Origin of the sequence: Jannaschia sp. R86511 (assembly GCF_042466345.1) — a bacterium.
Lineage (GTDB): Bacteria > Actinomycetota > Actinomycetes > Actinomycetales > JBBAYJ01 > Aquipuribacter.
On record NZ_JAXHCD010000001.1, the window covers coordinates 1961421 to 1977584 of the forward strand.

At 74.3% G+C, this 16164-nt stretch carries 13 protein-coding genes; 3 read left to right on the plus strand and 10 right to left on the minus strand.

What is annotated here, in order from left to right; translation table 11 throughout:
- Positions 1–24 precede the first annotated feature (24 nt).
- The 5 genes from SJY06_RS09340 to SJY06_RS09360 form a co-directional block, all read right to left on the minus strand.
- Complete coding sequence (locus tag SJY06_RS09340; RefSeq protein ID WP_380166863.1) at positions 25–987, minus strand: DUF4262 domain-containing protein; 963 nt, start codon at positions 985–987, stop codon at positions 25–27.
- Positions 988–1064: 77 nt separating this feature from the next.
- On the minus strand, positions 1065–2330 hold the full coding sequence (locus SJY06_RS09345; RefSeq protein WP_380166865.1) for a cysteine desulfurase-like protein: 1266 nt from the start codon (positions 2328–2330) through the stop codon (positions 1065–1067).
- A gap of 51 nt (positions 2331–2381) precedes the next feature.
- Positions 2382–4700, minus strand: a complete 2319-nt coding sequence (locus SJY06_RS09350) for a hypothetical protein (protein ID WP_380166867.1) — start codon at positions 4698–4700, stop codon at positions 2382–2384.
- A gap of 179 nt (positions 4701–4879) precedes the next feature.
- Positions 4880–6196, minus strand: coding sequence for a hypothetical protein (locus SJY06_RS09355; RefSeq protein ID WP_380166869.1), 1317 nt, complete (start codon positions 6194–6196; stop codon positions 4880–4882).
- Between the two features lie 66 nt (positions 6197–6262).
- Complete coding sequence (locus tag SJY06_RS09360) at positions 6263–7951, minus strand: alpha/beta hydrolase (RefSeq protein ID WP_380166871.1); 1689 nt, start codon at positions 7949–7951, stop codon at positions 6263–6265.
- 406 nt (positions 7952–8357) lie between these two features.
- On the opposite strand from SJY06_RS09360, the gene SJY06_RS09365 reads away from it, so the two are divergent.
- The 3 genes from SJY06_RS09365 to SJY06_RS09375 all read left to right on the plus strand — a co-directional run bounded on the left by SJY06_RS09365 (position 8358) and on the right by SJY06_RS09375 (position 10892).
- Positions 8358–10139: an endo-1,4-beta-xylanase gene (locus tag SJY06_RS09365; RefSeq protein ID WP_380166873.1), complete on the plus strand. Its 1782-nt coding sequence runs from the start codon at positions 8358–8360 to the stop codon at positions 10137–10139.
- Between the two features lie 118 nt (positions 10140–10257).
- Positions 10258–10452, plus strand: coding sequence for a hypothetical protein (locus SJY06_RS09370; protein WP_380166875.1), 195 nt, complete (start codon positions 10258–10260; stop codon positions 10450–10452).
- Positions 10449–10892 carry an HAD-IA family hydrolase gene (locus SJY06_RS09375; RefSeq protein WP_380166877.1) on the plus strand — a complete coding sequence of 148 codons (444 nt, stop codon included), beginning with the start codon at positions 10449–10451 and terminating at the stop codon, positions 10890–10892. Before SJY06_RS09370 ends, SJY06_RS09375 begins: the two co-directional genes overlap by 4 nt.
- Positions 10893–10913: 21 nt before the next feature.
- Here SJY06_RS09375 and SJY06_RS09380 read toward each other — a convergent pair whose 3' ends face one another.
- The 5 genes from SJY06_RS09380 to SJY06_RS09400 form a co-directional block, all read right to left on the minus strand.
- On the minus strand, positions 10914–11606 hold the full coding sequence (locus SJY06_RS09380) for a M50 family metallopeptidase (RefSeq protein WP_380166879.1): 693 nt from the start codon (positions 11604–11606) through the stop codon (positions 10914–10916).
- A 129-nt stretch (positions 11607–11735) separates the two neighbouring features.
- A complete protein-coding gene (locus SJY06_RS09385) occupies positions 11736–14927 on the minus strand; it encodes a M14 family zinc carboxypeptidase (RefSeq protein ID WP_380166881.1) in 3192 nt (1063 codons plus the stop codon).
- Positions 14928–15107: 180 nt separating this feature from the next.
- Positions 15108–15509 (minus strand): hypothetical protein, encoded by a 402-nt coding sequence (locus tag SJY06_RS09390; RefSeq protein WP_380166883.1) that lies wholly within the window; start codon positions 15507–15509, stop codon positions 15108–15110.
- A 93-nt stretch (positions 15510–15602) separates the two neighbouring features.
- Positions 15603–15863 carry a type II toxin-antitoxin system RelE/ParE family toxin gene (locus SJY06_RS09395; RefSeq protein WP_380166885.1) on the minus strand — a complete coding sequence of 87 codons (261 nt, stop codon included), beginning with the start codon at positions 15861–15863 and terminating at the stop codon, positions 15603–15605.
- A gap of 1 nt (position 15864) precedes the next feature.
- On the minus strand, positions 15865–16134 hold the full coding sequence (locus SJY06_RS09400) for a type II toxin-antitoxin system Phd/YefM family antitoxin (protein WP_380166887.1): 270 nt from the start codon (positions 16132–16134) through the stop codon (positions 15865–15867).
- Between the last annotated feature and the right edge of the window lie 30 nt (positions 16135–16164).

Here is a 16164-nt window from a genome sequence, read left to right on the forward strand (position 1 = left end):
GCGCGTCCCGGCGATCGCTCGCAGTCAGCGCAGCGGGAACCGGCGCCAGTGGTCGTCCGGGCCGCGCCGCGTCGCGCCCTGACCGACCGCGAGGTCCGCGAGGGCCCGCAGCGACGGGGTACCGCGCACGGCGTGGGCGAGGTGCTGGGCCGCGTACTCCGTCTCGGCGTGCTCGTCGCGCTCGCACAGCAGCACCCACTGGTCACGGTCGGCCGTCCCCACCCGCAGCACCGTCACCGGGCAGGCCCCGTCGAGCACCACGTGGTGGCAGGCGACGGCCAGGTGGTCGGCCGGGGTGCCGAGCTCCCAGCCGGGGTCGACGGCCACCCCACCGGTCCGCGCGCCGGCCCGACGCCAGCCGGGCGGCTGCAGGTCGGTGGTGTCGTGCCCGCCCGGCTGCCACGGGAACAGCCCCGTGACGTCCGGCCACACCAGCTGCAGGGCCCGCGCGGGACGCCGGTGGAACCAGGAGGAGTACCGGAGCAGGTCCTGCGAACTCGAGGCGGCCACCGCGTCGACCACCACCGGGTGCCAGGCGAGCACACCCTCCAGGACGTCGCCGGCCTCGAGCCGTCGACCGTCCACCACCACCCGGTGGGCCACGTCGTTCAGCGCGGCCGCCATCAGGTCGACGGGCTGCCCGGACATGAGGAGGTCGGGCTGCCCGCAGCGGTGCCCCAGGCCGACGGTGTACGCGAACGCGGGTTCGCCCCCGTCCCCGGCGCCGACACCGACGACGTGCCAGCCGAAGCGGCGCACGTTCCGGACGACCTGGGCCTCGATGGCGTCCGTGCGTGGCGCCGCCCGGTCGGGCCGGCAGGCCTGGCACCGGCAGCCGCGCGAGACCGGGCGGCGCCGGGCCGGTGTCGGGTCCTCGGTCGGCGTCGGGTGCGGCGCGAGCCGCAGGGCGGTCTGCGGTCGGACCACGGTGTCGCGCAGGGTGCACCCGCAGCTGCAGGTCCGGCCGGTCGAGGGCGTGCGAGTCATGGCAGGAGGGTGCGCCGCCCCCCGGACACAACTCGACCACCCGTTCTCCGAGGCCTCGCAGCGGCCTCGCACGGGCCTCACACCGCGGTGGCCAGCACCGCCAGCAGCCGGTCGACGTCGGCGTCGTCGGTGTACGGCGCGACGCCGATGCGCAGCCCGCCCGCCTCGCCCAGGCCGAGCCACCGGCTGGCCTCCAGAGCGTAGAAGTGTCCGGCCGGGGCGTTGACGTCGGCCGCGGCCAGGGCAGCGGCGAGGTCGGCGGCGGGGCGCTCCGCGGCAGTGCACAGCAGGGTGGGGGTGCGCTCGGCCGCGCGCGAACGGACGGTCAGGCCCAGGTCGAGCACGCCGGCCTCGATGCGGCGGCGCAGGGCGTCCTCGTGCCGGTCCACCCGCGCCATCGCCGCGAGGAGCCGGGCCCGGCGGTCCGGGCCGGTGCCCGCGGGGACCAGCCCGGCGATCAGGTCGACGGCGGCGGTGGTGCCCGCGATCAGCTCGTAGGGCAGCGTGCCCAGCTCGAAGCGCTCCGGCACGGCGTCGGAGCTGGGCGCGAGCTTGTCGGGGCGCAGCTGCTGCAGCAGGTCGGGACGGCCGGTCAGCACGCCCAGGTGCGGGCCGAGGAACTTGTACGGCGAGCAGGTCAAGGTGTCTGCGCCCAGGCCCGCCAGGTCGACGGGGGAGTGCGGGACCAGGTGCACGCCGTCCACGTGCACCAGCGCCCCGACCGCGTGGGCCACGGCGGCGACGGCGGGCAGGTCCGGCTTGGTGCCGAGCAGGTTGGACGCCCCCGTCACGGCCACCAGCCGGGTCCGCTCGGTCACGACCGCGGCCACGTCGTCCGGCGTGAGCCCGCCCGTCGCCGGGTCGAAGCCCGCCCAGCGGACCGTCGCCCCCACGCCCTCGGCCGCGAGCAGCCACGGTCGGATGTTGGCGTCGTGGTCGAGCCGGGTGACGACCACCTCGTCACCCGGACCCCAACCGCGGGCCAGGGTCCGGGCCAGCTGGAAGGTCAGCTCGGTGGCGCTGCGCCCGAGCACGACGGTGTCGCCGGGCACCCCGAGCAGGTCACCCAGCGCCGCCCGGCCCGCGGTGACGATGTCGTCGGCGTTGCGGGCGGCCCGGGTGGCGGTGCCCCGGTTGGCCAGCGGCGCCAGCAGGGCGTCCCGGACCGCGTCGGCGACCACGTCCGGGGTCTGCGTGCCGCCCGGCCCGTCGAAGTACGCCGTCCGGTCCGCCAGCTGCGGGAAGTGCCGGCGCAGCGCCGCGACGTCGAACGGGTCGTCAGTCGGGCTGCCGGTGGTGGGGCTGCTGCTCGTCGGGCTGTCGCTGGTGGGGGAGTCGGTCACGAACCGATCCTGCCGTGCCCCCGCGCGGCGGTCGCCCCACCGCAGCACGCCTCACAGCTGGGCGGCGTAGTCGAGCAGCCGCCACAGCCGTGGCCCGCCGTCGGTGTCCCCGGCCACCAGCAGGTCCTCGCCGACGGCCAGCACGTCGACCCCGTCGACGCGGACGTCGGCGGGCAGCCGCAGCGTGCGCCACGTGAGGCCGTCAGGTGACAGGTGCACCACGCCGCCGGTCCACGCGCCGTCGCCCTCAGTGGTCTGCCCCGCGGCCGCGAACCCGCCGTCCACCGCGCGTACCCGGCCGAACGTCGAGCCGAGCGCGCCGAGCGGCTCGGCGGCGAACGTCGCCCCGTCGGTCGTGGTCCAGACCGTCGGGGCGCCGGCGGCCTCCCCCGTCAGCAGCAGCCCGGCGTCACCGGCGTCGACGCAGCCGGTCAGGTCGGCCGGCTGCTCGCCGTCGCTGGTCCAGAGCCGGGTGGCGCCCTGCTCGTCGTCCAGTCGCCAGACCACGGCACGGCTGGTGCCGTCGACGTCGGCCGTCCCCACCGCCAGGACCTGACCGTCGGGGCCGCCGCACACGTCCTGGACCACGCTGTCGCTCTCGTCGTCGGCGCGGTAGTCCCCGGGCAGCGGCGTCCAGGTGAGCCCGTCGTCGGAGCGCCAGGTCTGGCCCGTGGCCGGGGAGCTAGGGCTGATGTCCTCCTCGCGGCCACCGACGGCGTACCAGTCGCCGTCGACCTGCGCGGCGGCCCGCACCCACTCCGAGGCCGGCCCCGACAGGCCCTCCACCAGCTGCCGCGACCCGTCGGGACGGTCCCACCAGCCGACCAGGTCGGTGTCGCCCTCGACCTCGGTCAGCGACTGGCCCAGCACCAGGCTGCTGCCGTCCTCTCTCGGTACGGGGACCACCGCGGAGAGCCGGTCGGCCACGTCCGTGACGTCGGGGGTGTCCGGACCACCGGGCCAGGCCAGGGCGTCGACCGTGCCGCCGGGGGTGATCGCGTGACGGCCGGCCTGGTAGCCGCGGGTCCACGCCCCGGTCGGGGCCAGGTCGACCCGGGCGCTCCGCGTCCACAGCACCGCGTCGTCGCCGGCCGGGACCAGGTGGGTGACCTCGGGCATGGCCAGGGCGTCACCGAGGCGCCACTCCTGCCAGTCGTCGTCCACGCCGAGCCGGACCCGGACGCCACCGGACACCGACTGCACGACCAGCAGATCGTCACCGACGGCCTCCACCAGGGGGACCAGGCCCGGGCTCTCCCAGGCCGGGATGCTGTCGCAACCGGGGTCGGTCCAGCCGTCGTCGACCCGGTCCAGCAGGAACGCGTCCAGCGCCGAACGCACCGTGAGCGCCGCCACGAGGCCGTCGGGGCCGACGGTCGGGGCGCCCAGCCAGACGTCCTCCCCGGGGACGACCGACAGGTCGAGCCCGGCCTGTCCGGTTGGGTCCTCCGCGGTCCAGGTGCGCCCGTCCGGGCTGAGCCACGACGCAGGGACGAGTCGGCCGTCCTGGCGCTGCCAGCCGGTGGCCACGAGCGTGTCGTCGTCGACCGCCACGCCGCTCACGCCGGCGGTGTCACCGGGCAGGGCCTCGCCGGGTGACCAGGTGCAACCGGCGTCCTCGGAGACCACGCTGGACGGCAGCTCGGGCGCCCCGGGCTCGCTGCTGCCGACCACCGCGACCACTGCGCCCGGGTCGCCGACCGGTCCCACGGCGTCGAGCAGCCGGCCGTCGTGGCCCTCGGGCAGCGGCAGCGGCACCCAGGCGGCGTCGTCGGGACGCCATGCGAACGGCACCTCGTCCACGGTGCGGCCGAGCACGACCAGGCCGTCGTCGGTCGGTACCAGCGCGCCCGGGTAGGCCCCGTCGGGGGCGCCGGCCGTCGGCTCCTCCCGCCACCGGGTGCGGTCGGTGGAGGACAGCAGCGCGGCCGAGACCCCGGTGTCGGTGTCCCAGCGCCAGCCGGCCAGCCAGGTCCGGCCGCCGTCCTCGGCGGCCGCGGTCACCGTCAGGTTCTCGCCGTCGGGCAGGGCGGTCGGCTCCCAGCCGGTCCGCCCCAGCACCCAGACGGTCGCGGTCGGCGGGGCGGGCCGGGTGGTCATGGACCCCACGAGCAGCGCGGCGCTCGTCTCGCCCGGGGCGAGCGCGATCGTCACGTCGGTGGCCAGCCGGCCGTCGGTGGGGCTGTCCGGCGCGGGCAGCTCCTGCCACTGCGCGGCCGGTCGGCTGCCGTCCACCGAGCTGCCGTCCGCCGCGCTGCCGTCCGACGAGCTCACGTCCTCGGAGGTGGAGCCGTCGGGCGACGCGGTGCCGCCGAACGGTGTGCAGCCGGTCACGACCAGGGCGGCGACGACCACCCAGGTCGCCGCCACGGCGCGCGACCGTCCCCTCGACGTACCGCCCCGTCCCGACCTGGTCCTGCGCATCCCCGCCCCGCCCCTCGTCCGTCTGCTGTCCCGGGGACGCTAGGCGGGAACGCGGTCGGCGCGGGGGCGTCATCCACAGGGGGTGGGAAGGGTCAGCGCAGTGGCTGGGCAGCCAGCCGGGCCCGTCAGACCTGTGGCTCCGGGGAGTGCCCGGAGACCAGCTGGACCATCACCGCCTCGAACAGCTGACCGGGCCCCGGGGAGCCTGCCGGGTACAAGGCCGCGTCCATGGCGACGCTGACCTGGGTGGCGATGGGACGCCCCCCGGGGCCGGTGGGGCGGTACCCCAGGCCGGGGGACCACTGGTGGGTGCCGTTCGCTCCACCGAGGGTTCGTTCCTCGCTGCCCGGCCCGATCGCCACGCTCACCCACACCGCGGACGGGTCGCCCGGCAGCGGGCCGAAGTGACACGCCGACGTGTCGCTGCTCGGCAGCTGGTGCACCGGCTGGCCGAGCAGCCCGCTCATGCTGGCCGCGGAGAGTCCCGAGCAGCCGGTGAGGACGACGGGCTGCGGGACGGGTGGCGGGGGTGGAGCGGGCTGCGGGGCTTCGGCGGCCGCGACCACCCCCGGGTCCTGGACCGTCGTCGGTCCGCTCGGTCGGTTGACCGAGGCGGCCCAGGCGCCCACGGCGCCCCAGGTCTGCTGGAGCCGGACACCCCCTCCGGGGACGACGAGCACCGCGATGGCCAGGACGGTCACGGCGAGCAGCGTCCGCACGCGGCCGAACGGCCTGCGGCCACCCGGCCAGCCGGAAGACCGGTTCGGCGTGACCCGGGTGGCCGTCGTCCGCGGACGACCGCTGTGCGCGCACGGGTCGGCGTAGGTCCTGCTCGAGGCGTTGACGTACGGCGTCCAGTCGCGCGGTCCCGGGCCAGGTCGGGCGGGTCCGGGGCGCGGTGCCTCCAGGTGCCGGTCCGCCCGCCAGGACGGGGTCCGACGGACGTCGTCGGAGGCGTGGAACGCTCTCTCGATCCGGTGGGCCAGCAGGGCCAGACCCGCCTGGTCGGTGGTCTGGGGCAAGGACCCCAGCCACGCCGACAGGTGGTCGGCGTGCATCACCGTCACGCCACGGACCGTCACCGGGGCGGCGAACGCCGTCCGCCCGGCGGTCAGCACGACGACCGGTTCGACGGGCAGCCCGAGCCTGAGCTCGACGGCCTCGGCGATCCGTCGGACGCGGTCGACCCGGTGGTCCTCGGCCCCCTTGGCCCACTGACCGCGTGGCCCGGAGCGGCTGCGCACCAGGTGGCCGTCCTCCACCGCGAAGCTGCCGGGCCAGGTCCCCTCCTCGATCAGGAACCCTCCGGCGCGGCTGGCCACCAGGTGGTCCAGCAGCACCGGTTCCCCGGCGATGCTGACCACCCGTCGCGGGAACGAGGTGACCACCGACGAGCGGAGCAGGACACGACCGACGTCCCCGTCGACCCAGTTGACCCCCACCAGGTGCCTGTCGTCCCGCCCGAGGTCGAGGTTGAGGCACGTCCACCGATCGGGGCAACGCCCCCGTCAGCGGAGCCGGGCCTGCTCCAGCACCACCTCGCGCGGGTCGGGGCCCGCCTGGCGCAGCAGCCGCTGGTCGGCCGCGGGCGCGAACGGGGCGACGTCCTGCTGGCAGGTGACGTCCTGCGCGGGTACCTCGCCGGTCAGCAGGTAGTCCGCCTGGACCGCGTCGGCGCAGGCAGACAGGCCCAGGGTGGTGTGGCCCCAGCCCTCGACGGTCAGCAGACGGGAGCCGGGCAGGTCGGCGCGCAGCTGCTGGGCGCCCGCCAGCGGGGTGGCGGGGTCGAAGGTGGTCGTGGACAGCAGCACCGGCGCGGCGGTCTCGGCGTCGAACGGGCCCAGGTAGCGGTCGACGTCGACGGCGGACCAGGCGACGCACTGCTGGTCGACCCACGTCCAGAACGGCCCGAAGTACCCGGGGGACCGCTGCTGCGTCGTCACCCAGGCGCCGATCCGGTCCGGGTTGTAGCCGTCGGAGCAGATCACGGACTTCTGCTGCTCGGGTGTGACGACGGACGGCTGCAGCACGGCCGCGGCGCGGGCGCCCGCGGCGACGGCCGCAGGGGCGGTGGGCAGCACCTCGCCGGCCGCGAGCTGCTCGAACAGGGCGAGGTCGGCGGCCAGCAGCGGCCAGCCGGGCGAGCTGTACAGGGACTGCGCCACGAGCAGCAGCAGCAGCTGGTCGTCGACGACGACGCCCAGCTCGGGGATCGCGAGGGGCTCGCGGTCGAGCGCGTCGACGAGCGCGGCGAAGCGGCCCGCGGGGTCCGGGGCGAAGGCGCAGTTTTCAGGGCCGGCCTCGGCGCACAACCGCACGAACTCCTCGAACGTGTCCTGCGCGCCCTGGGCCGAGCCGACCCGGGCGAACGTCGGGGTGCGGGTCGGGTCGTCGTCGCGGCCGGTGGCCCAGGCCACGGGGTCGACGACGGCGTCGAGCAGGAACGGCCCGACCCGGTCCGGGTAGCGGTTTGCGTAGACCGCGCCCAGGTAGGTGCCGTAGCTGTAGGCGACGTAGGTCAGCTGCTCGTCACCGACCGCCTGCCGCAGGATCTCCAGGTCGTCGGCCACGGCGGTGGTGGACATGTGCTCGCGGATCGGGCCGGCGTCGGCGGCGCACTTGGCGTCCAGCGCCTCGTTGACCAGGCGCGTCTCGCGGATCTCGCGGGGCCCCTCGGGCCAGAACCACTCGGTGTAGTAGTCGTACGGGTCGTCCTGCGGGCCGACGCACACCAGCGGCGTGGAGCGGCCGATGCCGCGGGGGTCCATCCCGACCAGGTCGTAGCGGGCGAGCACCTGCGGCGGCAGCAGCGTCTCGCCGATCTGGGCGACGGTGTCGACGGCGACGCCGCCCGGTCCGCCGAAGTTGACGAACAGCGAGCCCAGGCGGTTGTCCGGGTCGTCGGCGGGGCGCCGGATCAGGCCCAGCTCGATCGTCTCGCCGTCGGGGTCGGCGTGGTCCAGCGGCACGTCGTAGGCCGCGCAGCCGTAGTCGGCCGGCACCGGGGGCAGGCCCGGCTCGTCGGCGCAGGTCGTCCACTCGACCGGGGCCGGGGCCGGGGCCGGGGCCGGGGCCGGGGCCGGGGTCGGGGCAGTCGTGGTGGCCGTGGCCGGCGCCACGACCGTCGTGAGCAGCACCGCCGTCGCGGTGCCGAGCGCCGCGCCCGCGCCTCGTGCCGACCGGGTGCCTCGTGCCATGCCTGTCGTCCCCTCGTCCCTCCGGGCACCCCCGATGGGCCCCGGCCACAGGCAAGACTGCTCAAACCGGACGAGCCGGGCAAGGGTGCGGGCGGTACGGATGGCCGTGACTCGTCTTGACGAGGCCGTCGCGGCCGACTTACCGTGGCGAAGCCTGCCGATGTAAAACGTTATCGAATTCGTTACACCTCCCGTCATCGCTGACGGGTCCATCGGCGGGTACCGGGGAGATCCGGTCGAGCGACGACCACGCGGTCGTGCACGTCGCCACCGGGCTCCCATGTCGCCGAGGACACGAGAGGGATCATCAATGTCTCGTCACACGCTGGAAGCCGGAGCCCCACGCCCGGCCGCACCGCTCGGCAGGACACGCCGTCTACGGCGCTGGTCGGTCACCGGCCTGGCCGTGGCGGTGGCCGCCGTCGGCCTCACCGCGCCCGCCCAGGGCACCACCGTCGAGGACACGTTCGAGGTCGACATCGACGTCGACGGCACCGGGTCCGTCTCGGGCGAGGGCAGCTACGCGGCCGGTGACACCGTCACCCTGACCGCGACGCCGGGCGCCGGTCAGGTGTGGGGCGGCTGGACGTCGGAGGAGCTCGAGTGGATCGGGGCGCGCGTCGCCCAGTTCACGATGCCCGCGGGCGACGTCGACCTGGACACCTCGTTCCGGCCGCGGATGGACTCGCTCAAGGAGACCTACGAGGACTACTTCGCGGTCGGCAACATCTACTCCGGGCCGCAGACGTACGCGGCCGGCTCGCCGAACTCGGCCACGGTCGAGCGGCACTACAACATCATGACGGCCGAGAACAACATGAAGCCGGACCAGCTGCTGCCCAACAACAACATCGACCCGGTCACAGGGGACTTCCGGTTCACCTTCGGCCAGGCCGACGCGTTCGTGAACCAGAGCCTGGCCCGCGGCATCGACGTGCACGGGCACGTGCTGGTCTGGCACAGCCAGTCCCCGGCCCGGCTGAACAGCGGTGCGACCGGCGGCACGCGCGACCTGGCCGAGGCCAACATGGAGCGCTACGTCGACGCGGTGCTGGACCACTTCAGCGGTCGGATCACGTCCTGGGACGTCGTCAACGAGGCGTTCGTGGACGAGATCTCGCAGTTCGACCCCGCGACCGAGGACTGGCGCGAGTACCTGCGCGGCGGCCCGCGCGGTGGTCAGTCCAACTGGTACTCCGCCTACGCCAACGGCACGGACCCCGCGGCCGGCGAGGACGTCAGCGACTTCATCTACGACGCGTTCGTCCTGGCCCGCGAGGGCGCCCCGGAGGCGACGCTGGAGTACAACGACTTCAACGTCTTCCAGTCCGAGGGCAAGGCCGAGGCCATCATCGCCATGGCCACGGACCTGAACGAGCGCTACGCGGCCGAGTACCCGGACGACCCGCGGCCGCTCGTCGAGGCGCTGGGCGACCAGTCGCACAACTACATCGCCCAGACCCCCGCGTTCGCCTGCTCCGACCTGACCCGCCTGCCGGACCTGGTGGACGACGCGGCCGAGGAGTGGCAGCCCGGGGCGTGCTCCGACGACGCCTCGGTCGAGCGCTCGATCCAGCTCATCACCGACGCCGGCCTGCGGGTGAGCATCAGCGAGCTGGACCTGTTCGTGTGGGAGGTCTACAACGGCCAGCCCGAGGGCGACAGCGTCGCCAACTACCTCGACCTGACCGACCCGGCCGGCAAGGACCGGATCTCGCGCGGGGAGTTCGACTACTGGGTCGGGAAGATCGACAACCGGGCCGAGCTGGAGGCCATCCAGGCGCAGCGGTTCGCCGAGTACTTCGCGGTGTTCAAGAAGTACAGCCAGGACATCAACCGGGTGACGTTCTGGGGACTGACCGACCGCAACAGCTGGCGGGCCACCCACAACCCGCTGCTGTTCAACAGCGACTTCTCCGAGAAGCTGGCCGCGTCCGCGTCGGCCGACCCGGAGGGCTGGCTCGGTCTGGACCAGCCGATCACCGACACCTCGACGCTGAGCGAGACCGTCGCCGACGTCGCGGAGATGGATCTGCGCGGTGGCACGTACACCGCCCGCAGCCTGGTCGCGGTCCGGCTGGCGCAGCGCCAGGCCGACCGGCTGATGGCCACCGGCGGCACCCAGGCCGACGTCAACGCGGCCACCGAGGTCCTGCTCGACGCCGTGGAGGCGCTCGTCCCGCGCTGACACGCTCCGCACCGAGGTCCCCGTCGGGGGCCGGCGTCCCACGCCGGTCGTCCCGGCGGGGACCTCGTGCGTGCGGGCCCGGGCGTCACCGGCCACGCGGACCGCGAGGATGGTCGCCGTGCTGACCCACGTGCTCCTCGACCTCGACGGCACGCTCGTCGACTCCGCTCCCGGCATCCTCGGCTCGCTGCGCCGGGCGATCGACGAGGTCGGCCTCGACGTGCCCGAGGACGCCCTGGGAACGCACCTGCTGGGCCGCCGCAGTACCGGTCGCTGCCGCCGATCATCGGCGAGGCCGGCACTGCGGCGGTGATCCCGGTCTACCGCCGGATCTACGGCGACGGCGGCTACCTGGGCAACACGCCTTACCCCGGTGTCGAGGACCTGCTGCACGCCCTGGCCGCTGCGGGTGTGACCATGACTGTCGCCACCAGCAAGGCCGAGCCGTTCGCCCGCCGCATCGTCGACCAGCACGGCTGGACGGAGCTGTTCACCGAGGTCGTCGGTGACACGCTGAGCGCGGGACGACCCACCAAGGGGGCGGTCGTGGCCGAGGCGCTGCGCCGGCTGGGCGACCCCGACGGGGTGGTGATGGTCGGCGACCGGGTGCACGACGTCGAGGGCGCGACCGAGCACGGGTTGCGCTGCCTGGGGGCGGGCTGGGGCTACGCGGAGCCGGGGGAGCTGGTGGCTGCAGGCGTCGAGCGGGTTCTCGCGACGCCGGCCGAGCTGCGGGTCGCGCTGCTGGGGTGAGCGGGGTCAGCGGGCGCGCCGTCAGCGCAGGAGCAGCACCCCGCCCAGCACGGCGCCCGCGACGGTGGTGACGAGCATCAGCAGCAGCCACAGCAGGCGCGGGACCCGCGTGACCTGCGCCAGCTGGGCGGGGTCGGAGCGGGTGTCGCGCCGGGCTGGGGTGCGGAACAGCTCGAGCACGGTGCGCGGCGCGGTCAGCAGCAGCACCCATACCAGCAGGACGGCGACCCAGCCCAGCGTCGTCGGCGGCAGGAACCAGCTCGCCGCGGCGACGGCCCCGCCGAGGCCGAGCAGGACCAGCAGCCCGTAGACGTTGCGGACGGCCAGCACCAGCACGGCCGTGCCCAGCACCAGGGCCCACAGCAGCCCGACGGCGTAGCCGCCGGCCACCGCGGCGGCGGCCACGACCCCCAGCACGGTCGGCGCGGGGTAGCCCGCGAGCAGCGTCGCGACCATGCCCGGCCCGCGGGGTCGGCCCCGGGACAGGGTGAGCCCGGAGGCGTCGGCGTGCAGCCGGATGCCGCTGACCCGGCGCCCCACGGCGACGGCGACGACGGCATGGCCCGCCTCGTGCACCACGGTCACCGCCTGACGCAGCAGCGGCAGCTGGGCCAGGACCAGCGCGACACCGCCCAGCAGCAGCACGGGCACGACCCCTGGGCGTGGTGCCGGGGTCGTGGCCGCGGTCCAGATGTCCAGCAGGGCGTCGGTCACGGGCCCAGCCTGCCGGACCGGGACGGGTGGTCCGTGGCGTGGCTCGGCCCCCGCAGGTCGGGACCTGCGGGGGCCGAGTCGATGGGCCGGGTCGATGGGCCGGGTCGAATGGCCCGGTCGAGGGGCGGCCTACGGCTGCCCGATGAGCCCGTCCAGCGCCCGGCCGACCAGGTCCGTGCGGTCCTCGTCCGTGGCCAGCTGCTCGAGCCCGAAGCCCAGCAGCAGGGTCGAGTCCGTCGACGTGCCGCCGTAGACCTGCACGAGCTGCTCGGTGATCTGCCAGTCCTGCGCGTTGCCGGGGCTGCCCGGGGGCGGGCCGGCCACGGTCCAGGCCGACGTCGCGCCCTCGAAGCCGTCGGCCTCGACCGTCGTCCCGTCGACAACGACGCGGGTGTCGTCGACGAACGCCCCGACGCCGCCCGTCCCGGGGTCGGTCACGTAGGAGACGGACACCTCGACGCTGGACCCGGCGTAGGCCGACAGGTCGAACGCGGCCTGCGTCCAGCCGTCGCTGCCGCCGGTGAACGAGTTCCAGGTCCCGCTGGAGCCGGGCGCGGAGCAGTCCGGACCGCCGAAGTACCGGGACAGGAACGGGTGCGTCTCGACGAAGAACCCGGCCTCGCACTCGGTCGGCCGCGTCGTGGACGTCCCGCCGTTCTCATCCGGCAGCGTCGTCCAGTCGTCACCGCCCGCGGTCCGCGCCTCGACGATGACGTGGTCGTAGCCGCCCTCGGTGTCGTAGGACAGCTGCAGCTGCAGCTGGGTGCTGCTGCCGGCGGGTACGGCGACCGTGCGGGTGAGCCGCATCCACGAGTCGTCGGCGTGCAGGGCACCCGCGTAGCGCTCGCCCTCGACCGGGGAGAACGGGCTGCTGCCGTCGGCCGAGGCGTACTCCACCGCTCCCTGGCTGGCGAACTGCGGGAACTGCTCGACCGGCAGCACGTCGCTGGTCGGGATGAACGTGCCCGCCTCGTCCAGCGGGTTCGCCCCCTCGACCACGGGACCACCGAACGCGGCCTGGAAGCCGTCAACCGGGGTCGCGACACCGGTCACGCCCTCCTGCGCTGCGGTGTCGCTGCGGTTGAACGCCCCCAGCCAGTACTGCCGGAAGTCGTCGGCCAGGATCAGGCAGTCGTCGAAGAAGCCCTCGGTGCTGCCCGTCGGGCGCGGCGAGATCACGCACTCCTCCTGCGGCTGGCCGTTGAGGCCGTAGTACAGGCCACCGACGGCCGTGCTGATCCCCGCCAGGCCCTGGTACTGCGCCGTCTCGCCGGAGTGGATCAGGGTGCCGCCCTCGTTGAGGTAGTCCCGCACAGCCAGGGTCAGGTACTGCTGCTCCTCGGCGACGGACACGTCGGGGAGGGGACCGAAGGGCGAGTCGGTGAGCTCGTCCTCAGGATCCTGCGTGAGTCGGTTGTCGCCCAGGTACCAGAGCACGGCGTCGTAGTGCCCGAGCACCGCCAGGTCGTGCGGCACGCCCTGCGCGTCGACGTCCCACACGTCGGCGGTGTAGCCGGCCGCCTCGACCGCCGCCACGTGGGCGTCGGCGTACTGCGGGGCGTCCGTGCCCGCCGGGTAGGTGGGGTTGACGCCGGTGTAGTCCTCGTTGGCGACGACGAGCACGTCGTGACCGGTGTCTGCGGCCACCGTGTACGTGAACCGCTCGCTCTGGATCCGACGGTTGCCCTTGGTGCCGGTGAACCAGACCTCGACGTCGGCGCCGGGACCGGCCCCGCTCACCTCGGCGCGGTACTCGGCGTAGTAGTCGTCGTTCTCGCCGCCGTAGCGCTCACCGCCGGTCCACTCCTGCACCGGGACGGACCGGGTGGCGCCGCCGTCGATGCGGTAGCGCAGCTGCACGCCGGTCAGGGCGCGCTTGGCGGTGACGGCCACGGTCTGCGGGTCGCCGTAGGACACGTCGAAGCTGTCGACGACGAAGTCCGCCGCGGCCTCGCCGGTGACGGTGACCGGGTCGTCGGGGTCGCCCGCGGAGGCCGCGACCGACAGCGCGAACGGGATGTTCTTCTCGAACTCGGCCTGCACCAGGTCCTCGTCGTCGGGGAACTCGAAACCGCTGCCGCAGTCCCCGGCCTCGTACTCGTCGTCAGGGTCCAGGTCGGACACGGCTTCGCAGGTCGACATCTCGGGGGTGAATCCGAGCGTCCCGTAGGCGGCCTGCAGGTAGGTGTCGGTGTCGCCGTTGGTGGTGTACAGCTCGGCAGAGATGTCCGGGTCGTAGCCGGGGACGGCCGGGTCGGCGTCGTCACCGGCGAGCGCCTCGTAGATCACGTCGTCGGGCGACGGCGTGGCCACCTGCCAGCCCACCCCGTACAGCAGCAGCTCGGCGGCGGAGTGGTAGTTGACGAAGAACTCGGGGTCGACCCGTTCGACGAACGCGTCGAGCGCCTGGCTCTCCGGCTCCGAGTTGGCCGACGGGCCCCGGTAGGTCTCGCTCGCCGGGTTGGGGGAGGAGCCCTCGTTGTCGTAGCCCCACTTGTAGTCGTAGTTGCGGTTGAGGTCGACGCCGTCCCCGGGGGTGATGACCCCGTCGCCGTTGTTGTCGCGCAGGTTCTTGCGCCACAGCCGCTGGCCGGGCTCGAAGGTGAAGTCGTAGCCGTCCGGGTTGGCGACCGGGACGAACCACAGCTCGCGGGTGTTGAGCAGCGTGGTGATCTGCCGGTCCTCGCCGTAGCCGTCCAGGACGTACTCCATCAGCCGGGTCGTCATCTCCGGGGTGATCCACTCCCGGGCGTGCTGGGCCGACAGGTAGAGGACCGCCGGGCGGGAACCGTCCGGGGTGCGGCGGGCCTGCTTGCCGACCTTGACGGCGATGATGTCCTGGCCGTTCGTGGTCTGGCCGATCGTGACGACCTTGGCCAGGCCGGCGTTGGCGTCGGCCAGCTGCTCGACCTCCTCCTTGATGCCGCCGGGGCCGCTGTACTTCTGCCACACGTCGTAGCCGCTGTCCGCCAGGGCGGTGGCGCGCTGGGCCACGGAGTCGCCGCCCTGCACCTCCTTGAGGTCCAGGTCCAGGCCCTGCTCGCGCAGGCCCTCGGCCTCGTCCTCGCTGAGGATGACCTCGACCTGCGCCTTGGCCTTGCTGCCCTGCTCGCGGGCCAGCGTGGCCACGTCGAGCTCGTGCCGGTCGACGCCCAGGGCGACGATGTCCTCGACCTGGGCCAGCGTGACCTCGCCCGTCCAGACGTCGTAGCGGGCGTCCGGGTCGGAGTCCGGGGGCGAGGCGCTGGCCGTGGTCGCTCCGACCATGGAGGCCACGACGGCGGTGGCAGCGACGAGGGCGATGACCGGGCGACGGCGCATATGTGCTCCTGGGAGGCCAGACGGGACTGCTCGCCGCATGACTCTGTGCCGCGACCGACCCGCTGTCAACGAATCGGTCGAGATCGGTGAGGCCGCCCCGCGCTGCGTCGCTGTGCGGCGACCGGTGGCTCCGGTGGGTGACGGGATGGCGGGTGGGGCGGGGATGCCGGCGGGTGCGGCTCACCAGTCGTCGGACAGGTCGTCCTCCGCCGGGTCCAGCTCGTCCCACGCCTCGTCATCGGCGTGGGACCACCGCTGGGACGTGCCGAACCCGTCCTCCGCGTCGCGGGCGGCCTGCAGCTCGTCCCTGCTCTCGGCCCGCTCGGTGAGGCGGCCGGCGACGTAGCCGTCCATGAACGTGCCGTCCGCGTCGTTCATATCGGTGGCGCGGCGGAGCACCTCCGCGGCCAGCAGGCCGGTGCCGGCGGCGGCCACGGCGGTCCCAGCCGAGCTAGCGCCCCGGGGTCCGGGCGTCGTCCCGGCCGCAGGGGGGACGTCCGGCCCGGGCCTCTGGACCGGCTCACGTCCCAGCCACCAGAAGAACACCACTGCTCCGACCAGACCGAGCCCCCACCACTCCATGCCGTCGACGGTAGGGAGGGCCCGCGACACAAGCGGCCGGGTTCGCGGACGGTCACCCCTGGGGGAGCTGCTGGCCGCGGGGGGTGTGAGGCCTCAGCGGCGGTAGACGTCCCGTCGGTGACCGACGCGGACGACGAGGACAAGCAGGATGTCGTCCTCGATGGCGTAGACGACCCGGTAGTCACCGGTGCGGACTCGCCACTCGCCCGCTCCACCCACCAGACGAGTCGCCGACGGCGGGCGGGGGTCGTTCGCGAGCAGCTCCACGACGGCCTGGACCCGCCGTCGGGCCGACGGGTCCAACTTGCGGAGCTCGCGGGCCGCCGACGGCGTCAGCTCGATGCGGTAAGCCACGTCAGGCCAGGCCGAGGTCCGCCTTGACCTCGTCCCACGGTATGGGGGCCTCCCCGGTGCGGCGCATCTCCTCCCGGGCCTGCTCCGCGGCCCGGATGTCGGCCATGTCCTCGGCCAGGTCCCTCATCCGCTCGTAGTCGTCGGCGTCGACCACGGCGGCCACACGCTTCCCCCGCCGGGAGAGGAACACCGGCTCGTGGTTGGCGCGGACGTCGTCGATCACCCGCGCCAGGTCGCGACGGGCCTTCGACACACTGATGGGCTGCGTCATGTACCGAAAGTACGTTGCGCGGTGACGATG